Below are 21,141 nucleotides of genomic sequence, written 5' to 3' on the forward strand. Positions count from 1 at the left end.
CCTAACCTTCTGTTCGTTCCTTCCATTATATAGCAAGGCGGGGGAGGAATTATACGGAATCATGGACGCGAATATGAAAAAAAGCGGAGCCGCATGACGAATGCGCGCTCCGCTTCTGTGTCTTAGTCGTCGATAAATTGAAGAGACTTTAGCATACGCCGCAGCGCGGCGGCGCATTGCGCGCGCGTAGCCGTCGCTTGCGACAGGAAGAGCGCGTCCGGACCGCCCTGCAGCACTTCCGATTCGACCAGCCTCGCGAGGGAGGCGCTCGCCCAATCGGATACGTCGTCGATATCCTTGAACCGCGCCGCCGGGGTAGCAGCCTGGGTAGCACCCGGGGCCGCCCCGCCGGAAGCGAACGCCGTCGCCCGGTCGAGCAGGACCGCCATCTGCTCCCGCGTCACGGGGGCGTCCGGACGGAACGTGCCGTCCTCGTATCCCGTCAGGAGCCCCGCTCCGACCGCCGCGCCCGCCGCCCCTGCGTACCAGTCGCGGCTCGAGACGTCGGCGAAGCGCGCGCCTCGCGTCGTCTCGGACAGCCCGAGCGATCGCACGAGCAAGTCGACGAATTCGGCGCGAGTGACCGGATCCTCGGGACGGAACGCGTTCTCCGCCGCGCCCTCGACGATCAGCTTGTTCGCGAGGAGCTCGATGTCGCCTTGGGCCCAATGTCCTTGGACGTCGGAGAATGTCCGCTCCGTTCGAACGACGGTGTACAAGCTGTTATGCGGCGCGTAAAATTCCGCTTCGCCGCCCCCGTTCCCGGTCGGTCGGAAGGTCGACGGGATGTAATGCGGCCGGCCCTTCGCGTCGACCCACACGACGGTAGACGCGCGAGGATCGGGGGAGACGTCCAGGGCGATCGTCCGCACGGTATACGCTTCGCCTCGCTCGGTCATCTCCGTCCCGTCGCGATACAGCGCGAAGTCGACGGGAAGGGCGAGCATCTCGTAGCCTTGCTTCGCAAGCTCGCCCTTCACGCCGTCCTGGACGCCGGCTGCGGCTTTCGCGATCGCGACCGTGAGCGTGCCCGAATCCGGGAGAGACGGCCAATAGCGCAGCGGAAGCCGGTAGCTTGCGCCTTTCACCCGAAGCTCCAGCGCCGCGTCGGGAGACGCCTTCCGCGCCTCCCTTAGTGCCGAGGCGGGCAGATCGAGCTTCACGATCGGGTCGTCGACGTTCGCCTCGACGACGGCGATGCCGCCGGCCGCGAGCAGTTCGCGCACGATTGCCGCGTCCGCGAGCAACCGCAGCGCGCTGCGCCCGTCGGGAGCGGTCTCCCGTCGAACGGGGATCGCCAGGCTCGTTCCGTTCAGCTTGACTTGCATCGTCTCGACTGCCGGGGACGCCGGCGCCGGCGAAGCCGGGGAGCCGTCGTTATCGTCGTCGTCGTCCGAGCGGACGGCGGACAAGGCGATCGTTCCGACGTCGACCGTCTCGCCCGCGACGACGACGGCGGAGACGTCCTTCGACTCGTATCCGGTGGCGCTCGCGCGTACCGTCCGGCTGCCCGGCGCGACGTTCGTCAGCGCGAAGCTTCCCCGAGCGTCGGTCGTCGCCTCGATACCGTCGACGGACACCGTCGCGCCGGCGAGCGGATTGCCGTTCGCGCCGTATACCGCGCCGGTCACCGAGCCGACGGTCGGCGGCACGGGCAACACCGTCACGACGACGCGATCCGTATGCGCGCCGTCCGCCGTCGTCGCCGCGATCGTCGCGACGCCCGGCGCGACGGCCGATACCTCGCCCGAGGGGCTGATCGCCGCGACGTCCTCGCGGTCGGAGCTCCAGACGACGGACGGGTCGGAAGCGTCCGCCGGTTCGACCGTCGCGGTCAACCGCCGCGGCGGATCGCCGACGGTCATCGCGAAGTCGGACGCGTCGATGCGGATGCCGGCGGCCGGGATCGGCGTCGGAGAGAGCGAGACGCGTCCGATATCGACGGTCTCGCCCGCGACGACGGCGACGGCGACGTTCGCCGGATCGTATCCGCCGGCGCTCGCCAGCAGCGTGCGGCCGCCTTCCGCGACGTTCGCGAGCGCGAAGCGTCCGTACGCGTCCGTCGTCGTCGACGCGGCGTCGATGGAGACGGTCGCGCCGTGGATCGGAACGTCGCCGACGCCGTAGACCGTTCCCGTCACCGTGCCGAAGGACGACTTGATGTGCCCCGCCTCGAGTGCGACGCTCCCCCATGCCGCGACCCGCCCTTGCCCATCGACTTCGTAGAGGGCGAGGTATTGTCCGACGCTCGCCGCCGGAATGTCGCTGCCCGCCGCATACGCGATCGCCTCCCCGGGAACGGCGCCGCCGACGAACGGACGCTCGGGGGCAGAGCCGGTAAGCGTATACCGGAACGTATGCCCGGCCGCGCCGGGAACCGCGGTCGCCCGGGTCGACCCGTAGGCGGCGCCAGGTTCGACCGCGAACGAGGCCGGCTCCGAAGCGAATTCCTCGACGATCAATTCGAACGTGCGCTCGTCGCCGACGCCCGCCGCGTCGGCGGCCGAGACGGTTACCTCGAACGCGCCCGACTGCTCGGGCGTCCCTTGCAGTACGCCCGCCTCGTTCAACGTCAGTCCGTTCGGCAGCCCGTCGGCGCTCCAGCTTAGCGTCGTATCCGCGCCTTCGAAGGCGCCGAGCGTATAGGAATAGGGGACATCCTTCGTTGCGGCGGGCAGCGATTCCGTCGCGATCTCGTGCCGTAAGTACGGGTACCCGTCGTTCACCGACGGATGGATGGCCCACGTATCCGCGAAATCCCACCCCGCGTAACTGGACGATAACTTCATCGAAGCGGTCGACAAGCCGATCGCGCCTCCCGCGCCGCCATTCGTCGTCCCGCTCGTATCGAGATCGAAATACGAGCTCGCGACGGCGCCGAGAGAGGCGACCGAGGCGATAAATCCGCGGACGACCGGGTAAGTCGTCCCCGCGGTATCGGTCGCGACCGGCCCGGTCGAATAGGCGTCTCGAATTTCTCCATAGATAAGGAACGCCGCGAGACCTGCGGAGTGCGCATAGGTGCCCCCGGGTCGGTGGGTCACGGCCCCTCTCGCATACGCGTCGTCGACGTCGCCCGCGCCTTTGCTTCCGACGAGGCCCGCGACATAAATATTAGGCGCGGTCCCGCTTTCGACGGAGGCCGTCGAGTAGGAGCGCATAATGCCCGCGCTATTCGACGAGCCGACCAATCCCGCGACGACGGAGGCGGAACCGGCGGCCGGAAGCTTCCCTCTCACGCTTCCTATCGAATATGAGCGGTCGATGAGGCCGCCGCTCTGCACCCCGGCCAACCCGCCGGCGTATTCGCCGGCGAAGATGTCGACCGACACGCCGAGATTCTTGACGGTACCGCGAGTGTCGCCGAAAAATCCGACGTACGCGTAATCGTCGCCGCTGTCTCCGGCGTCGTCGACGATCGAGACGCCGGTAACGCGGTGTCCCCCGCCGTCGAAGACGCCGCCGAAAGCCGGGATGCCGTTGCCGCCGAACGGCTTCCACTCGAAGCCTTCCGGCAGCGCGATATCGTTCGCGAGCCGAATGTTTCGCGCGACGTATTCCGTTTGATTTTCATTCAGGTACATCAGCTGCGCGGCGGTGGACACTTGCACCCACCCGTCGACGACGGGCGGAAGCGGCTCGGCGGCGCGGGCCGTCGGCATGTGCCATCCCGGCGGGATCGCGAGCGCCAGGACGATCGTCCAGACTACGATTAAGGAAACGCGTTTCATAGATGCTTTGCTCCTCCATTGCGTGCAAGATGAAATGTAATCAGACCTTTTCATAGTATAGAATAATAATAGGATCGGTGATGTTTCGTTTTTGTTTCATATTTTGCGAGAAGAAAGTAGGGGGCGTTATGAATCGAGCGCCTGTGATCGGCTTCGCCGAAGAGATGGCGAGCTTCGAGGAGTGGATGACGGATCCGGCCGCCGAGACGACGGTATTTTCCATCTCGGGCATCGGGGGAATCGGCAAGACGACGCTGCTCATGGAGATGGCGCGCGGCGCCGGTCGGGTTTCGGCGATGACGCTGTGGCTGGACGGATCGGGCGAGACGTCCACGTCCGGAGCGTTCCTGACCGGCCTCGAGACGACGCTGGAGAGCGAGTACGGCCGTGCGCGTCCGGCGGACATGCCGCTGCTATCCTTCATCGTCGCCGAATTGTCGCGGCAGCGGACCGTGCTGCTGCTGGACAACGGAGAGCGGATCGACCGTCTCGAGGGCTGGCTGCTGTCCAGCTTCCTGCCGAAGCTGGCATCCGCTCAGGTGCTGCTCGCGGCGGCGTCTCGGAACGGTCTGCCCTTGACCTGGCGAACGAACCCGCATTGGGGACCTCGCGTTCGCTCCTTCCCGCTGCAGCCGTTCTCGCGGCGGGAGGTGCAGTCGTATTTGAGGCACAGCGGCCTCGCGGAGGAGGTACAGGCGGAGATCGCGCGAAAGTCGGAGGGGCATCCGCTGTTGCTCGCGCTTACCGTCGAATGGATGCGTTCGAACGGCGAAGCCGCGCCTCGAGGGATCCCTTCGATCGTGACGGCCGATTTGCTGCGGGAAGCGACCGCGCCGTCGCTGCACCGCGTCTTGACCGTCATGTCGCTGTTGCCGCCGGCGGACCCTCAGACGCTGAATCGGATGCTGGACGCTTCCCTCGACGTCGCCGACGTTCATGCGTTGGGTCGGCTGTCGTTCGTCCTGACGACGCCCCAAGGATGGGCGCTGCATCCGCTGGTCGCCCGTCTGCTGCGGGACGATTATGCCGCCGCGTTCCCGGAGGCGTTCCGGCAGCTGCGCCGGAAGGCGCTCGCGCTGCTGGAGGAGCGGTTCCACGCGGTGGATAAGAAGTCGCAAATGCGAATCGCGGGTCATGTGCTGGAGCTGTACCGCGAGTTTCTGCCTTCGGCCAACGCGTACGCCGCCTTTACGTCTAAGGTAGACGTCGGGGAGCAACGTCCCTACGAGCCGGAGGATTTGCCGGCGCTGCAGCGGCTGCTGGCCGCGTCTCTGGAGGAGAACAATTGGCAATCGGAGCTTGCGCTTGCGGGGCAATATGCCGCGCTGCTCGAGGACATCGCGTGCCATTCCCCCGAAGGGATCTGCGTCGTGCGGGACGAGGAGGGACGGCCGCTCGCTTTCAGCGCCGGCATCCTGCTGCATGCGGCGACGATGCCGCTGCTGGAGCGGTATACGCCCGAATATTCGGTATTGCTCGGGGAAGAGGCGGAATCGCTCCGGGCGCTTCCTCCCGAGGCGGCGGATACGATGTTCGTGGCGCTCGCCGCCGTCGACTCCAGCCGCTCGGTCTATCAGCCGGAGGAAATCGGCGGCGTCTTGATGCTGCAATGGTTCATTATGATGACCGGCGGCTGGAGGGGCGTGATGGTGTCGGCCGATCCGCAGCTGAACGAGCTGCTGACGGTTTTCGGCTTTCACGATAGGGGACGGATCGGCGACATGACGAAGTGGGAGATCGACTTCCGGCACATTCGATTCGACGATTGGGTGAAGACGGTCATTCGGCACACGGCGGCGGACGGCGGCGGGGAAGCGCGGCCGGCCGCCGGGGCGGTCTGCGGAACGGGCGAACGGGCGAACATAAGCTCGACGGACGCGAAGCTCATCCTGCAGCGGCTCTACGACGAAGGCGGCGCGCTGGATCCGTACGTCGGCGACGGACGGCCGTATCGGTCGAAGGACGAGCTGCGCGAGAAGGTAAGGGCGCTGCTGACGGAAGAGCGGCCTCAGCATCCCTTATCGCCGCTGGATCAGCGGATGCTGCGGGAAAGCTACCTGACGAAGGCTCGAAATAAAAATGAACTGGCCGACGATTTCCATATGAGCCGCACGACGTTTTACCGACATAGCCAATCCGCCCTGCTGCGTCTCGCTCAGGCGTTGAACTGTCGGACGAAATCAACATAACCCGATTGGAACCCGCTTAAAACGCGGGTTTTTCCTTTGAATCGGACATGTTCTTGTCGCGTGCGAGCGACAAGAACATGTCCCTATTGTAAACTGCGAGAAGGGGTTGGATTTAATCGAATAGTAAAAGATTATATTCACTATTGACCTAGAGTTTACTCTAGGTCTTAATATCATTCCCAGCAAGGTATGAATTGATAAAATCGTTAGGGTAGACAACTGGCCAATAGACAAGCACAAGCCCATGGGGATTCACGCTCCTTATCGCTTTCACATTTTTGGGATCGATTAGTCCGAACATGGAGGGTGTCAAAAATGAATAGTGGCCGTCAATTAATCATGGCACTTGATTACACGATTATTTTCGTAGCTATGCCTTCTCTGGGCGAGGCTCTGGGCTTCTCCGCCAACCATCTTCAATGGGTCGTTAGCGCGTATTCCCTGACGTTCGGCAATCGGGCTTGCAGTCATTATTGTCCGGTGAAAATAAAGTATTAGACTAAAAAATATAGTTTTAGACTGAGAAAATAAAGTATTAGACTCGTTGGCCGGTGCTGAACTAAACCAGCTAATATCTTGTCAAGATTTTTCATATAGTAGCTTGTGAACATCATGTTATACTTGTTTCTTTGTTTCTGTGCATGGCAAATAACGCTACATAATCGTCCCTTGCCCCTGTTATGCCGGGAGCCTGTCGGTGATCGGAAGCCAGTATCGGAAGCTGTCCCAATCCACTGGGGAGCAGAGACTGTTGGTTGTCCGAAGAATACGTTTCTATTATTCCTCTTTCCACATACCCTCACATAGTTAGATTGGCCGTCAATAGCAGGACAATTTATGCCGTCAGCCGCTGGACATTGCGCATTCGCAGTAACACTAAGACTGATTTTCCGGTCCATGATTGCCGCTAGTATTATTCTTGACTCAGCCTAATACTTATTTAAGCGGACTCGGCACTTTATGAGACGCAAATCCTTCGAATCAACACATAACGAGTGTAAAACTTTATTACCCTGAACACCCTGATGTCTTAGTATGTTTCCTTTTAGTTTCCATGAAATACAAAAAGCACGGATCGCCCTCTTGTTGTGGGGCTGCATCCGTGCCTTATATCATTGAACTACAAGAAGTCCTGACAAATTTAAATCGTTGTAGGTTGCGGTTGCAAGTTTATATTGATCCAACTGTACATCTCTATCTCGCATTCGCAAACAGTGGTAGTAGAGGTAAATAGGCCTCCGCGACCCCCACGTACGTTTATTTTTCCTTCACAGGGATCTTTACGAGATGCGGTCCACCTTCAATTATTTCCACAGCACCTGGACCTAACCTTACGTTTGTTTCGTCGGGTAGCACGAAATACACGCGAGTACCATCTGAGTATGGTTTGAGCTTTTCCCTCAACCACGCACCTACTTCATAATTGTCAGACGATTTGACATAAGCAACATCTGCGCCCTCGCGACCTTCTTCGCAAATTACCATTGGCCATTGTGTTAGGAAATCAGCTGTTTCCTTTTTCTGATTTTCGTCTTCACCATCTCTGTCAATGGTACACACAGATGGCTTCCCAGCTGCAATCGCTACTTTTATATGGGCTGCCGGTTCAGGGAATCGATCTACAGGGAACTCGACAATCGCTTCATATCTATTATCTTGGGTCCCCCCGGTGCTTGTTATCACTTCCTTCATATGTTCATCATAATGAACTGTTGCCCCGAATGCCTCACCGTCCACAATTTTTGGGGATTGGCTAAAATTATACCGTAATCCATCAATTTGAACGGCGATCGAGTCGGAAGAATTAACTTGCGTCGACAACGATACAACCAGAATAATACCCAATAACTTATATTTGACCATGCGTACGTGCCCCTCCAAAGAAAAAGATCATTTTTACTTGTATAACTTCCAAGTGACACCGATGTGCAAAGCATTTACATAATAGACGCCAGGATCAAGAAAAGGTTACACCCATTTTCGAAACCACAAGGGTGTAATTATCGTAGTCAACGGTCTGGGAAAGGCATATGCACTTGTAAGCCGTCGAACTTAGGACCACCCACTCTAGACCCTCAGAAAACGAGACACTGTTTTTATCCAAACACACCTCTTAACCCTTTTGGTTGGGAGTTGAAAAATCTTCGGTCTTATGCTGCCGCAGTTTTTATTTCAGGCTCAGTCTAATACTTAATTTAGCGGACCTGATACCTTCTTGAGACGCGGATCCGGCTTGGATCAGCGAATCGAGTCTAATACTTTATTTTCACTGAACAATTATGGCTATTATCTCCGCTCCCCATGGTTCCGACGCAACCATGGAGACGATTAGTCCGACTGCTCTTAATTCGTCTATCCATACCGCATTTATTGTTTCGGCAGCGGTTACGCTGATTGGTATAGTAGTCGCATTCGCTGCCTTAAAACGACAACATTATCAGTCGTACGGTCAACGAGAAACTAAAAAAAATAAATGCAGCCGATCGCTATGATCGAGCGCGACATCCAGCGAGCGCTCAAGGAACGGCGGAAGGCCGCCGATAAATATTGTATAGAGGGGACGTCCTTAGCGGGCGTCCTTTTTTAATTCCAATATAATCACTCCATAGAAGATCCTGACGCCGTGAAACCGGTGCAGGTTCGTTCTTTTCTGCCGTAATATTCTGGAGTTGGCCGAATACACCCCGTTACATGTCCGAATAGTCCCCAAGTCTCCATATTTTCGCATTGTAGAATAAGAGCGAATGCCACTATTTTACATGTCCGAGGGGTTCAGATGCGGAGATATCCGGCGGAATTCACCATCTTCAAAAAGCTCGTTTTGACCTTTCTGCTCGTACTTACGCCACTCTACGTCACAAGTATGATGATGAATGAAACCGGGTCGAAGACGCTAAAAACGGAAATTTCGAATTCCATGTATTCGAAGGTCAGCTATTACATGAATACGATCGATTCCGAGTTCCAGCGAATCGTGACCCAGCAATTCGAGTTGATGTACGATGAGGATCTTTCGAAATTGAGCGTCGCCTACTCTACCATGAGCAATATCCAGCGTATGGACTCGATTCTGCGGCTGAGCAAACGACTTGTCATACTAAAAAGCTCTACCCGTTATGTAAAGGATATAGCCGTCTACATTCAAGCCATCGATCGAACGATCTCGACAGCGAGTTCTTCGATTTCTTTTCCGACCAATGAGTTATTCGATAAAGAACTGTCGCGGATAACGGCAGAAGTACCCATACGTCTCTGGAATGATCGAATGTTCATCAGCATCCCCTACCCGGAGAGGCAGTACTGGAGCGCACTGAACGGCCCCTCTTTTGTGATTCACGCCGAGATCGACGCCAAAGCGTTAACGGACGATCTTAACCGGTTTGTTTCTCATGCGGACGGGGGATCCCTATTGGCCGGCGTAAAGCGCGACTGGTTTCTGACGGACGGCCTGCTCTCGGAACGTAAAAATCAGCTGCTGGATTGGCTGGAGGAAAAATCGGAGGATGATCGGAACCATGGGTCCGGCACTTTCGTCATGGACAATCGCCCCTTTATGGTTACCTATCAGAAAGCGCCTGCCATGGATGCGGTCATGTTGACGTATACGCCGGAGGAGCAGGCACTTGGTCCGATGCTGAAATATCAACGTTGGTATTGGGTGCTGTCCGTCATTTCCGTCATCGTCGTATTTGCATTTTCCTCTTCGATTTACGGGTTGATTCACCGTCCGCTCGTTCGCCTGCTGCAGTCGTTCAGAAGCGCCGAGCGGGGTCATTTCGAGCGCATCGGTCCTTACCGATTCAAGGATGAATTCTCTTATCTGTACCTTCATTTCAATCAAATGATCGACCGGCTAAATGTGCTCGTTCACGAAGTATATGAGCAGAAATATCGTGCGCAGCTGGCGGAGCTGCGGAAGCTTCAATCGCAGATCAACCCGCATTTTTTCTATAACAGCTTCTTTATTCTGTATCGTATGGCGCAATCGGAGGACTATGAAAGCGTCATGAGGCTTGCCCGTCATCTGGGCGATTATTACCGGTATATCGCTCGCGACGGCAAAGATTTGATCGGCCTGGGAGCGGAAGTACAGTTTACAAGAACCTATGCGGAGATTCAGAACATGCGTTTCGGCAAACGCATTCGCGTCGAATTCGCGGATCTCCCCGAAGCGCTGTACAAGATACCTATACCTCGGTTGACCTTGCAGCCGATCCTGGAAAACGTCTATGAGCATGGTCTGGAGAAAAAAGCGGCGGACGGCTGGATCGGCGTGTCCTTTGAAGAAGGTGACGACCGAATTGCAATCGTAATCGAAGATAACGGGGATCAACTGGACGACCGGCAGTTGGATGAGCTGAACAGCCGGCTGAATTCGCCGGAATCGGTGGAGGAAAGCACAGGACTCATCAATATTCATCGCCGGATTCGCATTTACGGCAAAGGAAGAGGAGGGCTGACGCTCGCCCGAAGCGAACGTGGAGGGTTAAAGGTTAGGGTGTCGATTCCGAAGGAGGGCGAAGCGCATGTACAGACTGCTGCTGGTGGACGATGAATATCGCATTGTGGACGGCTTGTATGAGGTATTTTCAGCATTTGACGATCCCGAGCTACAAGTGCACAAAGCGTATTCCGGAGAAGAGGCGATCGCGATCCTGAGCGGGACCAGGATCGATATCGTACTTTCCGATATCCGCATGCCCGGACTCAGCGGCCTTGAACTGCAAGATGAGATCGTTAGGCGGCGGCAGGAATGCAAAATCATTTTTCTGACAGGATACGATGAATCGGAACTGGTACGCAAGGCGGTGAGGGAAGGGGCGATCAACTACATTTTAAAATCGGAAGAGGATACGGTCATTATCGATGCCGTGAAGAAAGCGATTGCCGGTATTCGCGAAGAGAGACGAAGCAAGAAATTTCTTGAAACGGCCAAGCTGCAGCTTTCGCTTGCGTTGCCCGTCCTGCGGGGCGAGCATCTGAAAAAGATGTGCGAAGGCTCGAGGACGGTCCAATCGCTGACGGCGGATATGTTCGATGATATGGCCGAACGGCCCGATCTGTCAAAACCGGTCATCCCAGTGCTGGGAAAAGTCGATGCGTGGCGGCCGAACGACAGCTCTGCGGACCGGCTGCTGCTGCTTGGCGCAATCGAGAACATCGGCGAAGAATGCTTCAAGGATTTCATCATTCTGAAAGCCGTTTTTGACGATCGTTCGTTTGTCTGGGCGCTGCAGCCTACGGCGCGAGCCCGCGAAGCAAATGAAAAATCGGGACCGGCAAGCATGCAGCTTTACGTTCCCAGCATTCTGGAAACCGTTCAACAAATCGTCAGCGAGATTCTGCAGATGACGGTTTCTTTCGCGACGATTCGTGAACCGATCCCATGGAGCCGCCTGCAAGCCGGCTACGCCGGCATGCATAAAGCGATGGCGCGCAAACTCGATGGAGAGCTGATCGTGGTCGTCGATGTCGAAGAAGCCCATGACCGGGACGAGCAGAGCCTACAGTCCGAGCAGCAAATCCGAACGTTGTTCGGGAGGCTGCTGGAGGAGGGAGGACTTCAGCCGGAAGGTGTGGAGGAATGCTTCCGGATCATCGGGGAAATCCAGCAGCTGCTGGCTGTATCGAACCTGGACCGATCGCTATATTCGGAAATGTACGTATCGTTCGTATCCGGTCTTCTGTTCCAACTGAATACGCGCGGCGGTTCTGGCGGTGCGCCTGGCGCGGACCGTGTATGGCGATTACTCGACAGCGATTATATTTTTCATCCGGAAGCAGGCCTGGAGGAAGCGAAGAAGCTGCTTGCCGGGTGGGGAGAATGGCGAAAGGCCGAGCGAATGGAAGCGAGCAGCCGAATTGTCGCGACCGTCAACCGGTATATTGAAGAGCATCTGTCCGACGACCTGTCCCTGACCGTCCTTTCCAAGAAAGTGTTCTTGAATCCCGCTTATTTATCCCGGGTGTACAAGGCCAGAACGGGACAAAATCTCATCGATCATATCAACGATCGACGGATTGCAAAGGGGAAGGAACTGCTTGATGGAACCTTGATGAAGGTCGCCGATATCGCCCGCTCCGTCGGATTCGATTCGCCGGCTTATTTTACCCGATTGTACAAAAAAATGACCGGACTGACGCCTCAAGAGTATCGCGACGCGGTAATCGGGAATCAGGTAAAAAACGAACAAGGATCGTAAATATTGTCTCATTGAGACATACCGGAGCAGGGCGGATAATGAAAGCGTACACAAAACAAGGAGGAATGAAAGATGATTAAACGACCGAACCGCATGCGGGCGGCAACGAGTTTCTTGCTCGCTTTGGCGCTTCTGTTATCCGCATGCTCCGGGGTCGGAACCGGTGACGAAAAGGGGAGCACGCCTTCGGCGCCATCCGAGCCGGCCGCGGGCAAAGAAGCCCCCGTTACCGCTTCCGCAGCGGATGCCGATCCCCATTTCGGAAAGTACCCGGAGCCGATCGAAATTACGACCGTTCGCTCCCAGGACGATACGTTCAAGTTCGATCAAGGGGAATCGCTGGACAATAACGTCTGGACGCGTACGCTCGAGAATGAGCTGAATATCAAGGTGAAGAATTTGTGGATCGCGAACAGCGAGCAATTCGGACAGAAGATGAACGTCTCGATCGCATCCGGCGATCTGCCGCAAATTATTCCGGTTACGGCCGTGCAGCTGAAGCAGTTGGTCGATTCGGACCTCATCATGGACCTTACGGACATCTATGAGAAGCATGCCTCTCCCTTTCTGAAGGAAATCGTGAACCAGGGAGGACCGGAGGTGCTGGATTCGGCAAAGTTTGACGGCAAGCTGATGGCGATGCCTTTTACCGGCTCCTCGCAGGACGGCTACTCCATGTATTGGGCGCGTACGGACTGGCTGGAGAAGCTCGGTCTGGAAGCCCCGAAGACGATGGATGAGTTCTACAACGTGATGGAGGCGTTCGCCAAGCAGGATCCGGACGGTAACGGCCAAGCGGATACGATCGGATTGTCGCTGTCGAAAGGGTTATTCGGTGTCGGGTACGCGACGCTGGAGGGGTTCTTTAACGGGTTCCGCGCTTATCCCCGCCTGTGGCTGGACGACGGAAGCGGGAATCTGGTATACGGCTCGATACAGCCGGAAGTGAAGGAGGCGCTCGCGAAAGCCCAGGAGCTGTATAAGGCGGGGTTGATCGATCAGGAATTCGGTACGAAGGATGGCGGCAAAGCCGCCGAGCTCGCAGCTTCCGGCAAGGCGGGGCTTCATTTCGGCGGCATGGCCAACTCGATCTGGCCGCTTCAGCCTAGCCGGCAGAACGATCCGAAGGCGCAGTGGAGAGCTCTTCCGCTTCCTTCGATCGACGCCGAGCCGGCCAAGACGCCTCATAATCTCGCGGTCGGATCGTATTATGCCGTGCTGAAGGGAACGGAGCACCCGGAGGCGCTGGTAAAAGCGCTGAACGTCTTCGTGGAGAAGGGATGGGGAGAGAATACGACTCCCGAGATCTACTCCGAGCATTTCAACAAAGGCGGCGTTGAACGTCACAAGTACGCTCCGTTCCAGGCATGGCCGTCGCGCAAAAATCTGGATGCCCACCTGGCCGTTTCCGCGGCGCTGCAGAGCGGCGATACATCCGATCTCAACGCGGAGGAAACCGACTATTACAACCGCATCAAAAACCATCTCGACGGAGGAACGGACACGCTGGATTGGGCGTATGACCGCGTGTTCGGCATCGAGGGCTCCTTCTCCGTAACTAATCATTACGTGGAAGAGGACCTAGTCGTCCGCAACGGATTCTATGGCGCGCCTATGCCGACAATGGCATCCAAGAAGTCGACGCTCGACAAGATCGAAGAGGAGACATTTACGCGAATCATTATGGGAGAACCGATCGAACTGTTCGATAAATTCGTATCCGATTGGAAAAAGCTTGGCGGCGATCAGATGACGGCTGAAGTGAACGAATGGGCCAAGAACAAATGACGGGACGGCAGGGCGTTTCGATGGGAGGCCGCTTGCGCAGCCTCCCGCTTCATCTCATGCTTCTGCCCGGCGTGATCCTTGTCCTGATCTACAGTTATTTTCCCATGTTCGGCATCGTTATCGCCTTTCAGCAATACATTCCCGCGAAAGGCATTTTCGATTCCGATTGGGTCGGGCTGGATAATTTCCGTTTCGTTTGGGAGCTGCCGGGGTCACGGCTGGTGCTGCGCAATACGGTGTGGATTGCCTTTATGAAGATTGCGGCGGGCATGGCCGTTCCGATCGTGATTTCGCTCCTGCTGAACGAAGTGCGCAAGGAATTCGTCAAGCGGGGAATCCAAACGCTTATCTATTTGCCGCACTTTCTTTCCTGGATCATACTGGGCGGCATTCTGATCGACATCCTTTCGCCCTCCGCCGGCATCGTGAACCAGGCGATCAAATCGCTCGGGGCCGAACCTGTCTACTTTCTGGGCAACAACGATGTATTTCCGTATGTGCTCGTCATATCGGACGTGTGGAAAGAATTCGGTTTCAATACGATCGTATTTCTGGCCGCACTGACCTCGATTAACCCGGCGCTGTACGAAGCCGCGATCGTGGACGGAGCGAACCGATGGAAGCAGACGTTGCATATCACGCTACCCGGCATGATGCCGATTATCGTATTGACGGCAACGCTGAGCTTGGGCAACGTGCTGAACGCAGGTTTCGATCAGGTATTCAACCTGTATAGCCCGCAGGTGTACGAAAGCGGCGATATTATCGATACGCTTGTATACCGAATCGGCTTGGTCGATGCCCAATACGGCACCGCGACAGCCGTCGGACTGCTGAAATCCGTCGTTTCCCTGCTGTTCATATCGATTTCGTATGTGCTCGCCTATCGATATGCGAACTATCGCATTTTCTAAGGGAGGATGCCCAGATGACCGAGCGTCTTTCCGTAGGCAGACGCGTGTTTACAATATTCAATTATACGTTTCTTGTTGTCCTGTCCCTGCTGTGCGTCGTGCCGCTCGTCCATGTATTCGCGTTGTCGTTAAGCTCGAATGCGGCGGCGACCGCAGGCATGGTGAAGCTGTGGCCGGTGGAGTTCACGCTGAAATCTTATGAGTTCGTGCTGAATCGGCCTGAATTTGTCCGGTCTTTGTGGGTTACGATCCAGCGGGTGGCGATCGGGCTGCCCCTGAATCTGTTGCTGACGGTGCTGATCGCGTATCCGTTGTCCAAGGAGTCCGCCAAGTTTAAACCGCGAACAGCGTATGTCTGGTTCTTCGTCTTCACCATGCTGTTTCACGGCGGACTCATTCCGTCCTATATGACGATCCGGTCGACAGGGCTACTGGATTCGATCTGGGCGCTGATCCTGCCGGGGGCCGTCCCGGTGTTCAACGTCGTGCTGCTGCTGAATTTCTTCCGCGGACTGCCGAAAGAACTGGAAGAAGCGTCGTTCATGGACGGGGCCGGACATATGCGAACGCTGGCGCAGATTTACTTGCCGTTATCGCTGCCCGCCCTGGCGACGATCGCGCTGTTTACGACGGTCGGCCATTGGAACTCCTGGTTCGACGGGCTGATCTACATGAATTCGCCTGAACGCTATCCCCTGCAGAGCTACCTTCAAACCGTAATCGCGCAACGGGATATGACGCTGGCTTCCTCCACCGATCTGGAGCTCCTGGCCGAAGTGTCCGACCGGACGGTCAAGGCGGCACAAATCTTTATGGGGGCGCTGCCGATTCTGATGGTCTATCCGTTTCTGCAACGGTTTTTTATGAAAGGGATCGTGCTGGGCAGCGTGAAGGAGTAATACAAAGGTACAGCTTTCGCGCGCTGCGGAAGCTGTACCTTTGGCCATTTATCGATGGTAGCGGATGAGGAAAGGGAAGAATTGAATCGTTCGTTAAGAACGACTGTATGTTCCACTGCCGTCCGAAGGCTCGCCGCAACTCCCGAAAAAAAGGGAGCAAACATGAATTTTACGCAATTATGCCCGAAGCCGCTTTCCGGTACCATGTCAGTACAGGCGTGTGCGACATACGGAAAGGAATGAGGGCATTGGGGAAATGGTCGATGGCCGGGAAGGAGCATCTCGCACTGGCTTGTTTCATCGCGCCGGCGCTGGCGGTGTACAGCTTGTTCCTGCTGGGCCCCGTGTTGGGGAGCTTCTTCTACAGCCTTACGAATTGGAACGGCTTCTATCAGACGATGGACTTCGTCGGGTTGAAGAACTTCGTTAACCTAGGATCCGACAAGGTGTTTATGAAGGCGATTCGAAATACGCTCGTCTTTACGCTCTTCGTCGTCGTCATTCAGAACGCGCTGGCGGTGCCGCTGGCGGTGGCGCTCGACTCGAAGATCCGAGGCAAGCAGCTCTTGAGGACGTTGTTTTTCGTCCCCGCCGTCTTAAGTCCGTTGGTCGTCGGCTATACGTGGATGTACATCTACGAGCCGCAGGACGGAGTCCTGAATACGCTGCTCCGCGTCCTCGGTCTCTCGGGCTGGGAGCAGACGTGGCTGGGGGATCCTCAATTCGCGTTATACAGCATCGTAGCGATGGCGGTATGGCAGTTCGCGGGCTATTCGATGATCATCTATCTCGCGAATTTGCAGACGATTCCGGCGGACTTGTACGAGGCGGCCGACATCGACGGGGCGAGCGGCTGGCAGCGGTTCCGGTCGGTCACGTTCCCGCTGCTGGCGCCGTCGGTGACGATCAACGTCGTCCTGTCGAGCATCGGGACGCTGAAGGCGTTCGACATCATCTTCGTGACGACGAAGGGCGGTCCGTACTACGCGACGGAGACGATGACGACGCTGCTGTATTCCACGGCGTTCACGAAGGGAAGCTTCGGCTACGGGACGGCGATCGGCGTCGTCATGTTTCTGTTCGTCTTCGTTATTTCCCTGGCGCAGATTTTACTGCTGAGAAGAAGGGAGGTGCACGGTTAGATGCGGACGATGCGACGCTCGAACCGGCGATGGCTGGAGCTTCTGATGGCGCTGCTTGCGGGGATTAGCGTCTACCCGTTGTTTTTCATCGTCTCGATGACGTTCAAGACGCCGGAGCAGATGGCGGGCTCGCCGCTGTCGCTGCCGACCTCCTTCTCCTTGCACAACTATATCGCGGCATGGGAAAATATGCGGTTCTACGCAGTGTTCGGCAACACACTGCTGATTACGGCGGGCGCGGTGCTGCTTCTCACGGTGCTGGGTTCCTTGGCTTCTTATCCTCTGGCGAGAAGGACGGAGAAGGTTTATTATATGGTATACATTACCTTCATCGCCGGCATTATGCTGCCGTTCCAGCTGGCGATGGTGCCGCTGTACAAGCTGATTAACGGCTTCCATATGGTGAATACGTACCATGGCGCGATTCTGATCTTCACGGCGCTCAACCTGCCGCTCACGATCTTTCTTTACTCGGGCTTCTTGCGCACGTCGCCGAAAGAGTTGGAGGAAGCCGCGAAGATCGACGGCTGCGGGCTGTTCCGAGCGTTCTGGCTCGCGGTGTTCCCGGTCGTCAAGCCGGTGACGGCGACGGTCGTCGTCCTATGCTCGTTGAACACATGGAACGACTTGATCGTGCCGCTGCTGTTCCTGCAGGACCAGAGCTATCGGACGATTACGATCGCATTATATATGTTCGTCGGGGAGCACGTGACGGATTGGTCGCTGCTTTTTCCAGGAATGGTGTTGTCCGTGCTGCCGTTGACGCTGGTGTATATCGCGCTGCAGAAGTTCATTATTAAGGGCATCGCGGCCGGTGCCGTCAAAGGATGAAGCGAGGGATGCCGACCATGAAGATCGGGTGGAAGACGCCGGCGGGAGCGAGATCGTTCCGCCATTGGGGGCTGGAGAAGAAGCTCATTCTCGTCTACGGGCTCATGATGATCGTCTCGGCGTGGATCGTGACGTGGATCGGCTTCCGGCAGTATCATCACAATCTGACCGAACGCGTCGGCGAATTCGGATTGAACCTGGCGGACCAAGTGAGCCGCAACCTCGACAATTACCTCGCGGAGATCGACGGCCTGTCGATGACCTTCTACTTGGACGGAGTGGACGGGCTGCGCGGGAAGAAGGACCCGTTGGATCTCTATATGGAGCGGATCGCCGTCGACGAGGCGCTTCGCAACATTATGTTTTTCATGCCGTTCCGGCATATTCAGGGCATCTATTGGATCAGCGACGGAGAAGTGCAGTACTCCCAATACGGCGTGGGCAAGTGGGTCGACCATAGCGATTTCGTAGCGGAAGGCGGGTACGACCGGGTGCTGACCGCGGATGGAAGCGGTGTCATTCTGCCGCCGTACCGCCCGGACCCGGCCGAGACCGGGGAACGGTTTATTTTCTCGTATGCGCGAAGCATCGTGAACGTGGCCAACCGGGCGTCGTACGGCGTGCTGCTCATCGACTTGTCGACCGACCATCTGCTCGAGCTGCTGGAGGAGACGAAGGCGAAGACGTCGTCCACGCTGTTCATCGTGGACGACGCCGGCACGATCGTATTTCATCCGGATGCGCGGCTTATCGGAACGGCGTTCTCCCCGGCGTTACCCGGCGCGTACGGGACATTCGAGACCGACTGGAACGAAGGGCGGACGATGGTGCAGTACGTCCGGTCCGACCGTTCCGGATGGACGGTCGTCAATACGGTCCCCACGCGGCAGCTGTCCGACGAGCTCGCGATGTTGCGCAATCTGTCGATCGCGTTCACGGCCGTGGCAGCGTTGTTATCCATCTTCTTGTCCTCCCTCTTCACAGTCACGGTCATTAAACCTCTCAAAGGCATGGAACGGCTGATGCGCCGCGTCGAGATGGGCGATTACAGCGTCCGCTTCCCGCAGCAGACGCAGGACGAGATCGGGCGCCTCGGCCGAAGCTTCAACCATATGGTCGAGAAGATCAACGAGCTCGTCAACCGGGTGCTGACGATGAAGATCTATCGGCAGCAGGCGGAAGTGAAAGTGCTTCGCAGTCAGATCAATCCCCATTTTCTGTATAACACGCTTGAATCGATTAATATGAAGGCCGAGCTGAACGAGGATTACGAGGTGGCGGACATGGTGTCGCTGCTCGGCAAGCTGTTCCGGTTATCCCTTCAGGAGAACGCGGAATACATTCCGTTGTCCCGGGAAGCGGAATATACCGAGGTGTATATGCGCCTGCAGCGGATCCGCTTCCCGAAGCTGCGGTATACCGCGGCGTTCGACGAAGAGGTTCTTCGCGCGTATACGCTGCCGTGGATCATACAACCTCTCGTGGAAAATGCACTCGTCCACGGCATCGCGCCCGCCCGCGGGCAAGGCGCGATCGAAATATCGGCCGAACGGCGCGGAGACGATCTGGCGATCCGGATCGCGGACGACGGCTGCGGGCTCGACGAGGCGCGGCTCGCGGAGGTGAACGGGCGGCTGCGGGACGCGGAGCGGAACGACGACGACCGGCATGACGGCCATATCGGGTTGACGAACGTCCATAAGCGAATTTATCGCGCGTACGGGGAAGGATACGGTCTTACGATCGAGCGGCGGCCGGGCGGGGGCACGGTCGCGACGATACGGATGCGCTTTACGCGCGAAGGAGGAGACGTCGAATGCTTAAGCTGATGATCGTCGACGACGAGGAGACGATTCGGGCGGGCTTGTCGCAGCTCGTCGGGCGCTTGCTGCCGGAGTGGGAAGTGACGCGGACGTGCGAGGACGGAGAGGCGGCGCTCGAATGTTTGGAGGAAGCCGCGCCCGACCTTGCGATCATCGATATCCGCATGCCGGTCATGGACGGGCTGGAGCTGTCGAAGGAGCTGGAACGCGTTCGGCCGGAGCTGCACAAGATCATTCTGTCCGGCCACGAGGAATTTACGTACTTGCAGACGGCGATGCGGTACGGCGTCGCGGACTATCTGCTGAAGCCGATCCAACGGGAGGAGCTCGTGCAGGCGGTGCGGAAGGTCGAGGCGCGCCTGCAGGAGAGGCGTCGCCGTTCGGCGGCCCGCCTCGAGAAGCTGCTGCTCGAATGGATCGTCAGCCAGAGGGAGGACCGATTCCGGGAGCTGCGCGAGGCGTTCCGCGAGGAGGCGGGCTCGCCGGGGGAGCGAGCGTACGTCGTCGCGGCGTTCCTATGGGAGGAGGGGGGCTCGACCGGCCTCGGCTCCGACGGTCGGCTTCGAGCGGAGCGCGCGGATCGGGAGCTGGAGCGGCTCCTGCCGGGAGCGCGGGCGCTGGCGAGCGTGGAGCTGGCGGAAGCCTGCACGTTGACGGTCGCGGAGGGAAGCGCCTTGCCCGGCGATGCCTTCCCGGCGGAGCCGGCGCCCCGCTGCGGTCAAGGCAACGGCTTGATCGGCTTCGGCCGCTCCGCGCCGTTCCGCGACTTCGACGACTTGAAGGAAGCGTATCATCGGGCGATGACGTTAGCCGCGTCAAGGGATGCGGTACCGGGAGGGGAGGCAGAGGAGCCGGACTGGAGCAGGCGGTTGACGTTGGCCGCGGAGCTGAACGACGAAGGCGAGCTTCTGGACGGCCTTCGCGGTTGGACGCGGGACATCCGCGCGCTGTCGGAGCGCCAGCCGTCGCGGATGGCGATGCGCTGCTTCCAATTGCTCGGGTTTCTCTCCGGACCCGCTCTCGCGGCCGTCCGGACGACGCTGGGCGCTCAGCTGCGCGAAGCGGGCGCGAGGTTCGGGGAACGGCTCCCGATCGCGTTGACGCCGTCCGCTCTGCTGCAGTCAATCGAGCGATTCGTCGACGAGCTCCAATGGGAGGCGTCGGCGGAGCGGAATTCGCGGAAGGTCATCCGGAAGGCGCTGCAGCTTATCAAGGAGGCTTACGCAGATCCGGGGTTGAACCTTGAGATGTTGGCGCACCAGGTATACTTGCACCCGACCTATTTCAGCGAGCTGTTCAAGGAGACGACGGGGCGGAAGTTTATCGAATACGTGACCGAGGTTCGGCTGGAGGAGGCGCGTCGGATGCTGCGGGAGACGGACATGAAGATGTACGAGGTGGCGTGCGCCGTCGGGTACACGAGTCCGAAATATTTCGGAACGTTGTTTCGGAAGCGATTCGGCGTCACGCCGATGGAGTACCGAGAGAAGGGGCAGTGAGGGGGGATGCCGCGAAGCCGGGCGGAACGGGAACAACCGAAAAAAAGGGAAGAAAGCGGAATTTTGCGTCGTTTTCCAGGAATGGCCGATCCGGTACGCTAGGGGGGAAGCTAAGGAGCCGA

12 protein-coding genes are annotated in these 21,141 nt (G+C 57.8%); 10 read left to right on the forward strand and 2 right to left on the reverse strand.

Annotated features, from left to right (window positions below):
* Positions 1 to 122: 122 nt before the first annotated feature.
* Entirely contained in the window at positions 123 to 3,731 is a 3,609-nt protein-coding gene (locus RIN49_RS09690) for an S-layer homology domain-containing protein (RefSeq protein WP_309119971.1), read from the reverse strand.
* Between the two features lie 128 nt (positions 3,732 to 3,859).
* Between RIN49_RS09690 and RIN49_RS09695 the strand changes: the two genes are divergently transcribed.
* Positions 3,860 to 5,920, forward strand: a complete 2,061-nt coding sequence (locus RIN49_RS09695; protein WP_309119972.1) for a bacterio-opsin activator — start codon at positions 3,860 to 3,862, stop codon at positions 5,918 to 5,920.
* A gap of 1,257 nt (positions 5,921 to 7,177) precedes the next feature.
* Here RIN49_RS09695 and RIN49_RS09700 read toward each other — a convergent pair.
* Complete coding sequence (locus RIN49_RS09700) at positions 7,178 to 7,783, reverse strand: hypothetical protein (protein WP_309119973.1); 606 nt, start codon at positions 7,781 to 7,783, stop codon at positions 7,178 to 7,180.
* 913 nt (positions 7,784 to 8,696) lie between these two features.
* On the opposite strand from RIN49_RS09700, the gene RIN49_RS09705 reads away from it, so the two are divergent.
* The 9 genes from RIN49_RS09705 to RIN49_RS09745 all read left to right on the forward strand — a co-directional run bounded on the left by RIN49_RS09705 (position 8,697) and on the right by RIN49_RS09745 (position 21,019).
* Complete coding sequence (locus RIN49_RS09705) at positions 8,697 to 10,475, forward strand: sensor histidine kinase (protein WP_309119974.1); 1,779 nt, start codon at positions 8,697 to 8,699, stop codon at positions 10,473 to 10,475.
* Entirely contained in the window at positions 10,447 to 12,123 is a 1,677-nt protein-coding gene (locus tag RIN49_RS09710) for a response regulator transcription factor (protein ID WP_309119975.1), read from the forward strand. The genes RIN49_RS09705 and RIN49_RS09710 overlap by 29 nt, the downstream gene beginning before the upstream one ends.
* Positions 12,124 to 12,195: 72 nt before the next feature.
* Positions 12,196 to 13,911 (forward strand): extracellular solute-binding protein, encoded by a 1,716-nt coding sequence (locus RIN49_RS09715; RefSeq protein ID WP_309119976.1) that lies wholly within the window; start codon positions 12,196 to 12,198, stop codon positions 13,909 to 13,911.
* Entirely contained in the window at positions 13,893 to 14,825 is a 933-nt protein-coding gene (locus RIN49_RS09720; protein ID WP_375295229.1) for an ABC transporter permease, read from the forward strand. Before RIN49_RS09715 ends, RIN49_RS09720 begins: the two co-directional genes overlap by 19 nt.
* Positions 14,826 to 14,839: 14 nt before the next feature.
* Positions 14,840 to 15,724 (forward strand): carbohydrate ABC transporter permease, encoded by an 885-nt coding sequence (locus tag RIN49_RS09725; protein WP_309119977.1) that lies wholly within the window; start codon positions 14,840 to 14,842, stop codon positions 15,722 to 15,724.
* 248 nt (positions 15,725 to 15,972) lie between these two features.
* Positions 15,973 to 16,866, forward strand: a complete 894-nt coding sequence (locus RIN49_RS09730) for a carbohydrate ABC transporter permease (protein ID WP_309119978.1) — start codon at positions 15,973 to 15,975, stop codon at positions 16,864 to 16,866.
* Complete coding sequence (locus tag RIN49_RS09735) at positions 16,867 to 17,697, forward strand: carbohydrate ABC transporter permease (protein WP_309119979.1); 831 nt, start codon at positions 16,867 to 16,869, stop codon at positions 17,695 to 17,697. It begins immediately after the preceding gene.
* An 8-nt stretch (positions 17,698 to 17,705) separates the two neighbouring features.
* Positions 17,706 to 19,526 (forward strand): cache domain-containing sensor histidine kinase, encoded by a 1,821-nt coding sequence (locus RIN49_RS09740; RefSeq protein WP_309119980.1) that lies wholly within the window; start codon positions 17,706 to 17,708, stop codon positions 19,524 to 19,526.
* Positions 19,514 to 21,019, forward strand: coding sequence for a response regulator (locus RIN49_RS09745; RefSeq protein ID WP_309119981.1), 1,506 nt, complete (start codon positions 19,514 to 19,516; stop codon positions 21,017 to 21,019). The genes RIN49_RS09740 and RIN49_RS09745 overlap by 13 nt, the downstream gene beginning before the upstream one ends.
* Positions 21,020 to 21,141 lie beyond the last annotated feature (122 nt).

This window comes from Paenibacillus sp., from assembly GCF_031177825.1.
In the GTDB taxonomy this organism is placed as follows: Bacteria; Bacillota; Bacilli; order Paenibacillales; family YIM-B00363; genus Paenibacillus_AE.

What these genes read in the sequence shown, in the direction of transcription:
- RIN49_RS09690 (WP_309119971.1), bottom strand. Translation starts at nt 3,731, where the DNA reads ATGAAACGCGTTTCCTTAATCGTAGTCTGGACGATCGTCCTGGCGCTC.
- RIN49_RS09695 (WP_309119972.1), top strand. Translation starts at nt 3,860, where the DNA reads ATGAATCGAGCGCCTGTGATCGGCTTCGCCGAAGAGATGGCGAGCTTC.
- RIN49_RS09700 (WP_309119973.1), bottom strand. Translation starts at nt 7,783, where the DNA reads ATGGTCAAATATAAGTTATTGGGTATTATTCTGGTTGTATCGTTGTCG.
- RIN49_RS09705 (WP_309119974.1), top strand. Translation starts at nt 8,697, where the DNA reads ATGCGGAGATATCCGGCGGAATTCACCATCTTCAAAAAGCTCGTTTTG.
- RIN49_RS09710 (WP_309119975.1), top strand. Translation starts at nt 10,447, where the DNA reads ATGTACAGACTGCTGCTGGTGGACGATGAATATCGCATTGTGGACGGC.
- RIN49_RS09715 (WP_309119976.1), top strand. Translation starts at nt 12,196, where the DNA reads ATGATTAAACGACCGAACCGCATGCGGGCGGCAACGAGTTTCTTGCTC.
- RIN49_RS09720 (WP_375295229.1), top strand. Translation starts at nt 13,893, where the DNA reads ATGGGCCAAGAACAAATGACGGGACGGCAGGGCGTTTCGATGGGAGGC.
- RIN49_RS09725 (WP_309119977.1), top strand. Translation starts at nt 14,840, where the DNA reads ATGACCGAGCGTCTTTCCGTAGGCAGACGCGTGTTTACAATATTCAAT.
- RIN49_RS09735 (WP_309119979.1), top strand. Translation starts at nt 16,867, where the DNA reads ATGCGGACGATGCGACGCTCGAACCGGCGATGGCTGGAGCTTCTGATG.
- RIN49_RS09740 (WP_309119980.1), top strand. Translation starts at nt 17,706, where the DNA reads ATGCCGACCATGAAGATCGGGTGGAAGACGCCGGCGGGAGCGAGATCG.
- RIN49_RS09745 (WP_309119981.1), top strand. Translation starts at nt 19,514, where the DNA reads ATGCTTAAGCTGATGATCGTCGACGACGAGGAGACGATTCGGGCGGGC.